The organism is Streptomyces purpurogeneiscleroticus, assembly GCF_020024005.1.
GTDB lineage: Bacteria > Actinomycetota > Actinomycetes > Streptomycetales > Streptomycetaceae > Streptomyces > Streptomyces purpurogeneiscleroticus.
In genome coordinates, this window is record NZ_NHSG01000325.1 from 1 (window position 1) to 3,779 (window position 3,779).

At 72.6% G+C, this 3,779-nt stretch carries 3 protein-coding genes; 2 read left to right on the forward strand and 1 reads right to left on the reverse strand.

The window, feature by feature from the left end:
* The first annotated feature begins 146 nt into the window (after nt 1-146).
* On the forward strand, nt 147-971 hold the full coding sequence (locus CCS38_RS21240; RefSeq protein ID WP_223734898.1) for an ABC transporter ATP-binding protein: 825 nt from the start codon (nt 147-149) through the stop codon (nt 969-971).
* Entirely contained in the window at nt 968-2,611 is a 1,644-nt protein-coding gene (locus tag CCS38_RS21245; RefSeq protein ID WP_223734899.1) for a transporter, read from the forward strand. The genes CCS38_RS21240 and CCS38_RS21245 overlap by 4 nt, the downstream gene beginning before the upstream one ends.
* Nucleotides 2,612-2,684: 73 nt before the next feature.
* Here the strand turns inward: CCS38_RS21245 and CCS38_RS21250 are convergent, their stop codons facing one another.
* Complete coding sequence (locus tag CCS38_RS21250; RefSeq protein ID WP_223734900.1) at nt 2,685-3,566, reverse strand: alpha/beta fold hydrolase; 882 nt, start codon at nt 3,564-3,566, stop codon at nt 2,685-2,687.
* Nucleotides 3,567-3,779: the final 213 nt, after the last annotated feature.

Genomic DNA, 3,779 nt, shown 5'->3' on the forward strand with positions numbered 1-3,779 from the left:
CCCCCTCCCCCGCTCCCCGGCTCGTGCACATGGTGGTGCAGCGGTCGCTTCATCGTTCGGCTCGCTCTGCCGTCCCCGGCATATCGTTGGGGAACGGCGGGGGCTTGACCGGGTCCTGCCTTGACGTCCGAGGACAGGGGAACCGAGTGACGACCGAAAGTTCGGGTGCTGCGGAACAGGCTGGCACGGCGGAGGCGCCGGCGGCGGTGCGTATCCACAGCCTCTGGAAAAAGTATGGAGATCACACCGCGGTTGCGGGGATCGATCTGACGTTGCCCGCCGGGCGGTTCATCGGGCTCGTGGGGCCGAACGGCGCGGGGAAGACGACCACGCTGTCGATGGTGACCGGGCTGCTGCGGCCGGACGCGGGCCAGGTCGAGATCGGCGGCCACGACGTGTGGCGCGACCCGGTGGCCGTGAAGTCGCGGATCGGGGTACTGCCCGAAGGGCTGCGGCTGTTCGAGCGGCTGTCGGGCGGCGAACTTCTCTCGTACATCGGGCGTCTGCGGGGGCTGCCCGGCGACGAGGTGGACAAGCGGGCCGGGCAGCTGCTGGACGTGCTCGATCTGTCCGCGGCCCGGAACAAGCTGGTCGTGGACTACTCGACCGGTATGCGGAAGAAGATCGGGCTGGCGGCCGCCCTGCTGCACAATCCCGAAATCCTGTTTCTGGACGAGCCGTTCGAGGGGGTGGACCCGGTGTCCGCCCAGACCATTCGGGGCGTACTGGAGCGTTACACAGCGTCCGGCGCGACCGTCATCTTCTCCAGTCATGTGATGGAGCTGGTGGAGTCGTTGTGTGACTGGGTCGCGGTCATGGCGGGCGGGAAGATCCGGGCCGATGGGCCGATCGGTGAGGTGCGCGGGGACGCGCCTTCGCTGCAGGACGCGTTTCTCGAACTGGTCGGCGCGGGCAGCCGCGCGCGGGCCGGGGAGAACCTGGACTGGCTGGGCGGGGGCGGGGCCCGATGAGCACGGCCACCCGCCCCGTGAGCACGCCGGCCGCCGCCCCGCCGTCCCCGGCCCTCACGCCCATCTTCGTACGGCTCAAGCTGTCCCTCCTGAAGAACGGGCTGCGGCAGTCGCCGGGGCGCACCGCCGCGTACGTCATCTCGATGGCCGTCACGCTGCTGTTCGCGGCCGGGCTGCTGCTGGGCCTGATCCTGCTGCGCGGCGTGTCCGGCGCGCCGGCGCTGGCCGTGCTGCTGACCGCGATCCTCACGCTCGGGTGGGCGGCGATGCCGCTGTTCTTCCCGACGGCGGACGAGACGATGGACCCGACCCGGCTGGTGATGCTGCCGCTGCGGCCCCGGCCGCTGATCGGCTCGCTGCTGATCGCCTCGCTCATCGGCGTCGGGCCGGTCTTCACCGTCGTACTGGCGGCCGGTTCCGTGGTCGCTGTCGCGCGCGGTGCGGCCGCGGTCGTCGTCGGGGTCGTGGCGACGGTGCTGATCGTCCTGGTGTGCGCGGCGCTTGCGCGGGCCGTCGCGACCGCCAACGTACGGCTGCTGACCAGCCGTCGCGGGCGTGATCTCGCCGTCCTCAGCGGCCTGTTCGTCGCGCTCGGCGCGCAGGGCGTGAACCTCGCCGCGCAGAAGCTCGCCCAGTCGCAGGGGCTGACGGCCCTGGAGCCGGCCGCGGCGGTGCTGCGCTGGATCCCGCCCGCCTCCGCGGTGGACGCGGTGGACGCGGCGGGCCGGGGCGCCTACGGGCGCGCGGCGTTCGGTCTCGCGGTGACGGCGCTGGCGCTCGTCGCGCTGCTGTGGTGGTGGAGCCGCACGCTCACCACTGTCATGACCTCGCCCGACTCCTCCACCCTGCAGGCCATCGAGAAGGACAGCGGCCGCAAGCGGGACGGCCGGGCGGGCGGCTGGGAGCGGCTGCTGCCGGACGGCCGTACGGGTACGGTCATGCGGCGCACGCTGCTGTACGGCTGGCGCGACCCGAAGACGAAGATGGGCTGGGCCGCGGCGCTCGGCGTCGGCCTGATCCTCCCGGTCGTCACGGCACTGCAGGGCGGCGGCAGCGTCTATACGGCGTGCTGGGCGGCGGGGCTGCTCGGGCTGCAGATGTACAACCAGTTCGGGCAGGACACCTCCGCGTTCTGGATGGTCGCCTCGACGCTCGCCACGCGCCGCGACGCGTTCCTGGAGCTGGCCGGGCGGGCGCTGGCAGTGGCCGTGATCGCGGTGCCGTACGTGACGGTGGTGGTGTTGGGCTCGGCGGCGCTCCTCGACGACTGGGCGGCCTTCCCGGAGGTGTACGGGGTGGCGCTGGCGCTCCTCGGTGCGCTGGTGGCGACGGGGGCGTTCGCCTCGGTCCGTTTCCCGTACTCGATTCCGTCCGACGGCAACAAGAACGTCGCGCCGGGGCAGGGCGGGATCGCCTGGATCAGCATGCTGGTCGGCGTGATCATGGGCGGTCTGCTGTGTCTGCCGGTCATCGGCCTGACCGTCGCGCTACATGTGGCGGGGCTGCAGGGGCTGTTGTGGCTGGTGCTGCCGGTGGGCGCGGTGTACGGGGCGGTCGTGGCCGTCCTCGGGCTGCGGCTGACCGCTCCGGGTGTCCTCCGCCGGCTGCCGGAGATTCTGGTGGCGGTGAGCAAGGGATAGACCCTGAGAGTCGGTGGGCGTCCGTCCCTCAGGGGGCGGGCGCCCGTCCCCTGAGGGACGGACGCCCGGCCGCTCACGTCGGGATCGCCGCGTGCAGGAACGGTTCCAGCGCGCGGCGCCAGTCGTCCGGGCGGTCCCAGGGGAGGAGATGGCCGGCGTCGGAGATCTCGGCGTAGGCGCCCTGAGGGAGGACGCGGACCATCTCCTGGGCCTCGGCGCGGCCCAGTTCGCCGTCCAGGCCGCGGACGACCAGCGTGGGGCACTCGACCTGGGCGAGCTCCTCCCAGTGCGCGTCGTGCACCCATGCCTCGCGGACGGCGAGCATCTGGCGGCGGGAGAAGACCGGGCGCCAGCCGTCGCCGCGCTCGGCCATCACCTCGGCGAAGTACTCGCCGCGCACCGGCTTCGGCCGCTCCAGCGTGGGATCGTCCTCGCCGAACCACTTGCGGACGTCGGCGAGCGTGGCGAAGGGGACCGGCCAGGAGCGGAACCATGCCTCCCATTCGCGCTGTGAGGCCGCGCCCAGGGCCGATGCCCGCATGTCGCAGATGACCAGGGCGCTGACCAGGTCGGGGCGGCGCGCGGCGAGCTGCCAGGCCGTGAGCGCGCCCATGGAGTGGCCGATGACGGCGGCCGGCGCGAGATGCAGCTGCTCGATGGCGGCGATCGCGTCGTCCACGTACGTCATGCGGTCGAACGGCCCGTCGGTGGGCTTCTCACTGCGGCCGTGGCCGCGCTGGTCGAGGCCGACGGGGCGGTAGCGCGCGCCGAGCCAGCGGGCGGTCTCCGCCCAGTGCGCGGCCCGCCCCATCAGGCCGTGCAGGAGCAGCACGCCGGGGCCGCGCCCGTTGTGCTTCCGCTCCGCTCCCTCGCCGCCGGCCTTGGGAGGGTCGGTGAACTCCCAGGCCGCGAGCCGTACGCCCCCGGTACCTGTCACGTCGATGCGCCGCACCATTGCCCTGGCACCCCCATCCGTCCCTTGAGCAGCCCCACACTATCGAACCCGTATTCGAATGTATCGCCGTCGCTCCCAACACCCCTCGTACGAGTGACGACGCTCAAGGATTGGCCGTCCGCGGCAAGGGGAGAGTGTGAGCGGGAGGCGGGCCCTGACGGGAAGAGGGCCCGCGGGGGAAGACCCTGGGAGCTCGGGGCTCCGGGTCTTCGC